The 4,235-nt window shown below is 69.8% G+C and carries 4 protein-coding genes; 1 reads left to right on the forward strand and 3 read right to left on the reverse strand.

What is annotated here, in order from left to right; translation table 11 throughout:
* Nucleotides 1–87: 87 nt before the first annotated feature.
* Nucleotides 88–825 carry a flavodoxin family protein gene (locus tag ACRDP3_RS22220; RefSeq protein WP_431518756.1) on the reverse strand — a complete coding sequence of 246 codons (738 nt, stop codon included), beginning with the start codon at nucleotides 823–825 and terminating at the stop codon, nucleotides 88–90.
* A 237-nt stretch (nucleotides 826–1,062) separates the two neighbouring features.
* Between ACRDP3_RS22220 and ACRDP3_RS22225 the strand changes: the two genes are divergently transcribed.
* Nucleotides 1,063–1,686 carry a GntR family transcriptional regulator gene (locus ACRDP3_RS22225; RefSeq protein ID WP_431518757.1) on the forward strand — a complete coding sequence of 208 codons (624 nt, stop codon included), beginning with the start codon at nucleotides 1,063–1,065 and terminating at the stop codon, nucleotides 1,684–1,686.
* A gap of 43 nt (nucleotides 1,687–1,729) precedes the next feature.
* Here the strand turns inward: ACRDP3_RS22225 and ACRDP3_RS22230 are convergent, their stop codons facing one another.
* Both ACRDP3_RS22230 and ACRDP3_RS22235 read right to left on the reverse strand, forming a co-directional pair.
* Complete coding sequence (locus ACRDP3_RS22230) at nucleotides 1,730–2,524, reverse strand: carbon-nitrogen hydrolase family protein (protein WP_431518758.1); 795 nt, start codon at nucleotides 2,522–2,524, stop codon at nucleotides 1,730–1,732.
* 61 nt (nucleotides 2,525–2,585) lie between these two features.
* The gene (locus tag ACRDP3_RS22235) at nucleotides 2,586–3,899 is read right to left on the reverse strand and encodes an MFS transporter (protein WP_431518759.1); all 1,314 of its coding nucleotides are present in this window, start codon (nucleotides 3,897–3,899) and stop codon (nucleotides 2,586–2,588) included.
* Nucleotides 3,900–4,235: the final 336 nt, after the last annotated feature.

Consider the following 4,235-nt stretch of genomic DNA (forward strand, 5'->3'; position numbering starts at 1 on the left):
GCCTCTGACCGTCATGCCGGTCAGAGGCCGCTCCGCCTGGGGTGTTGCCCGTACGAACCCGTCCCGTACCGGAAACTCACCGGCCGCTCACCGGTGTTCGGGATTCTCGTAGTCGTGGTGGCAGCCCGCGTCCCAGGCGGTGCGCTGGTTGCCGTAGGCCGGCACGCCGCCCGCGTCCTTCAGCATTCTGGCCAGATGCAGCAGGTTCCAGGTCATGAAGGTGGTGTTGCGGTTGGTGAAGTCGTTCTCCGGACCGCCTGAACCCGGGTCGAGGTACGACGGCCCCGGGCCGGCCTCACCGATCCACCCGGAGTCGGCCTGCGGCGGGATGGTGTAGCCGAGATGCTGGAGGCTGTAGAGGATGTCCATCGCGCAGTGCTTGACGCCGTCCTCGTTCCCGGTGATGAGACACCCGCCGACCCGCCCGTAATACGAGTACTGGCCCGCGTCGTTGAGGAGGCTGGAGCAGGCGTACAGGCGCTCGATGACCCGCTTCGTCACGGAACTGTTGTCGCCGAGCCAGATGGGGCCGGCCAGTACCAGGATGTCCGCGGCCAGGACCTTCTCGTAGAGACCGGGCCAGACGTCCCTCTCCCAGCCGTGTTTCGTCATGTCCGGCCAGACACCCGTCGCGATGTCGTGGTCGACGGCCCGCACCACCTCGACCCGCACACCCTGGGCCTCCATGATGCGGCGGCTGAAGTCGATGAGCCCTTCGGTGTTGCTGCGTTCGGGCGACCGCTTGAGCGTGCAGTTGAAGACCAGTGCGCGCAGGTCGTCGTAACGGGCAGGGGGTGGACCTACGGCTGGGGCGGACGTGTTCACGGGACTCCGGCGACGGAAGGGGACGGCGCTGACGTTGACGTGACGGGCCGTCACCCATTCGCTGGTCAGGTCACCGACGCGGCCCGTCAGCCGCCGACCTTAGGAAGGCACCCCCGTGCCTGCCGCGCACCACGCCACCGGACCGCGCCTCATCCACCCCAACGGCAGTCGTCGATGCCGTGATAGGCTGTGTATACAGGTTGTATGCAATCACATGGATGATGAGAGCTGGCTGCGATGTCCGGACGGCAGAAGGCGTACACGTTCCTCAAGGAGACCGTGCTCACCGATCCGGCCATGCAGGGCGAGTTCCTTTCCGAGCAGACGATCGCCGACCGTCTCGGCATCTCCCGCACTCCCATCCGCGAGGCGCTGCTGCTGCTCGCCGCCGAGGACCTCGTCAGCCTGGTGCCCAAGCGCGGCGCCTACATCGCGCCGCTCTCCGGCCGGGAGATCGGCGAGCTGATGGAGATGCGCGCCCTGCTGGAGCGCTACGCGGCGCGGCGTACGGTCGCGACCGGCACCGCCCCGGTCGCGGAGATGGACCGGATCCTGGGTGAACAGGCCAAGCTGCGGGGCAGCGAGGCCGCCAAGGAGTTCATCGCCGCCGACCACCGTTTCCACGCCACGCTCATCGTCGCGGCCGGCAACAAGCTGATGGCGAAGCAGTACGACGCGCTGCGCAGCCGCCAGGTCCGCGCCGGCGTCACGGCCCTCTACCGCTCCGTCGGGCGCCAGGACGAGGTGTGCGTCGAGCACCGGCGCATTCTCGACGCGTTGGTCTCCGAGCGGGCGGATCTGGCCTGCGCCGCGATCGACGAGCACATCGCGGCGACTCGGCTCATCCTTAGTGAAGGCTGAGGGGCCTTTCTGAAGGCTGAGGGGCCTGCCGCCCGGTCGTCGGTCACAGGCGCCGGTTGTCCAGTACGGCCACCGCCCGGCGCACCCGCTCGACCTCCGCCACATCGACGTCGGCCACGATCAGCTCGGGTGCCTCACCGGCTTCCTCCCTGATCCGCCCGTCGGGGCCGACGAGCACACTGTGACCGATTCCGGTCGGCGCCTTGGTGGGCTGCTGGATGTCCGCCCCCGGTCCGGGAGGCGCCTGGCCGACCGCAGCCAGCCACACCGTCGCGTCCAGAGCGCGCGCCCTGGTCAGCAGGTCCCAGTGCGCCAGCTTGCCGGGCCCGGCACCCCAGGAGGCCGGCAGTACGGACAGCATCGCGCCGGCGTCGGCATGCGCCCGGAACAGTTCCGGGAACCGCACGTCGTAGCAGGTCGCCAAGCCGACCCGGACGCCGTCGACATCGATGGTGACCACCTTCGTGCCGGGGGCGACGGTGTCGGACTCGGAGAAGCCGAAGGCGTCGTAGAGATGGATCTTGTCGTACGAGGTCTCGCCGTCCGGACCGGTGGCCAGCAGTGTGTTGGTGACCCGGCCGTCGGGCGACGGGGTGAACATCCCGGCCACCACGGTCAGTCCGTGCCGACGCGCCATGTCCCGCACTCCGTCGGCCCACGGACCGTCCAGCGGCTGGGCCACGGGGCCGAGCGGAATCCCGAAGCGGGCCATGGCCGCCTCCGGGAAGACCGCCAGCCGGGCGCCCTCCCGGGCCGCCCGCTCCGCGAGGGCGTCCATGGTGCGCAGGTTGTCCTCGGGGTCGGTACCGGCGGTGAACTGGCACAGCGCGATGCGCAGAGTCGTCACTGCTCCTCCTTGAAGAGGCTGGTCGGGCTGATGGCTGGACGGAAGGGACGGGTCACGTGGGCGAGTCGACCGGGTCGGCCGGGGAACGCCCGCCGACCAGCTTGGTGTACTCCTCGTCCTCGGTGTGGTCCGCGTTCCGTCCCAGCAGTACGCCGGCCACGGTCAGGACCGCCGCGAGCACGATGTACCCCGCGAGCGGCAGCCAGGTGCCGAACGTGCCGAGCAGTGCCGTGAACACCAGCGGGGCGACGGCGCCGCCGATGACCCCGGCCAGGGTGTAGGCGAGGGAGGATCCGGTGTAGCGCAGCCGCGGGCTGAACTGTTCCGCGATGAAGGCCGCCTGCGGCCCGTACATCAGGGAGTGGATGGCGAGCGCGCCGACGACGCCCAGCACGAGCATCGCCCAGGAGCGCGTCTCGGCCAGGGGGAAGAAGACGAACGGCCACACCGCGGCGGCGATCGCCGCGGTCAGGTACATGTGCCGGCGGTTCCAGCGGTCGGAGAGGGCACCTGCGAGGGGGATCAGGAAGATCTGCAGTCCCGAGCCCAGCAGCACGGCCGTGAGCGCTTCGCTCTGGGGCATGCCGAGCTGCTCGGTCGCGTAGGTGAGGACGAAGACGGTGAACATCGCGTACAGGACGTCGGGCGCGACCCGGCAGAGGATCGCGGCGGCCAGCTCCCTGCGCTGGGTGGCGAAGACCTCGCGGATGGGCGCCTCGGGGCGTTCCCCGCCGGATTCGATCGCCTTGAACACCGGAGTCTCCTCCAGGTGCGTACGGACCCACAGCCCGAAGGCGACCAGGACGCCGGAGAGCAGGAACGCGATCCGCCAGCCGAAGGAGAGGAACTGTTCCGTCGTCAGCATCGCGCCGAGGGCGGCCAGGGCACCGTTGGCCATGAGGTTGCCGACCGGCGGGCCGACCTGCGCCGCCGAGGCCCAGAAGCCGCGCTGTCTGCTGTTGCCGAACTCGCTGGAGAGCAGCACTGCGCCGCCCCATTCGCCGCCCACCCCGACGCCCTGCGCGAAGCGCAGCAGGACCAGCAGCGCGGGCGCCACCGGGCCGGCGACGGCGTGCGTGGGAAGACAGCCGATCAGGAAGGTGGCCACCCCGACCAGCACGAGGGTGGCGACGAGCACGCGCTTGCGGCCGATGACGTCACCGAGGCGGCCGAAGACGAAGCCGCCCACGGGCCGGGCTACGTAGCCCACGGCGTACGTGGAGAAGGCGAGCAGCGTGCCGGTGAGCGGGTCGTCGGAGGGGAAGAAGAGCTTGCCGAAGACGAGCGCCGACGCGGCCGAGTAGACGGCGAAGTCGTACCACTCCAGCGACGTGCCGGTGAGGCTGGCGACGAACGCCTTCGTCATTGTTCTGCGGTCGGGGCCTTGCGGGCCCGGCTCATCGGCCGCCGTCCGGTGCGGCATGTTCTGGTCCACGGGGCTCCCTCACGTCAGGACCTTTGGTACGTGGAGCATACTTGCTGTATACAGCTCGTATGCGCAACCCTTCGGGGGCGCGGAATATGCGCAGAACAGCTTGAGAACCAGCCCGACCTGGAGGAATCCCCATGCCCAGCCTCTCCTTCACGCTGCCGGACGAGAGCCGGCGCACCGTGACCGTGACGCGCCTGCTCAACGCCGGATACTCCGGACGCAGCCAGCAGGACGTCGCCGCGCATGTGGCGGAACTGGCCGAACTGGGAG

This window comes from Streptomyces sp., assembly GCF_050698815.1.
Lineage (GTDB): Bacteria > Actinomycetota > Actinomycetes > Streptomycetales > Streptomycetaceae > Streptomyces.

What these genes read in the sequence shown, in the direction of transcription:
- ACRDP3_RS22235 (WP_431518759.1), bottom strand. Translation starts at nt 3,899, where the DNA reads ATGACGAAGGCGTTCGTCGCCAGCCTCACCGGCACGTCGCTGGAGTGG.
- ACRDP3_RS22225 (WP_431518757.1), top strand. Translation starts at nt 1,063, where the DNA reads ATGTCCGGACGGCAGAAGGCGTACACGTTCCTCAAGGAGACCGTGCTC.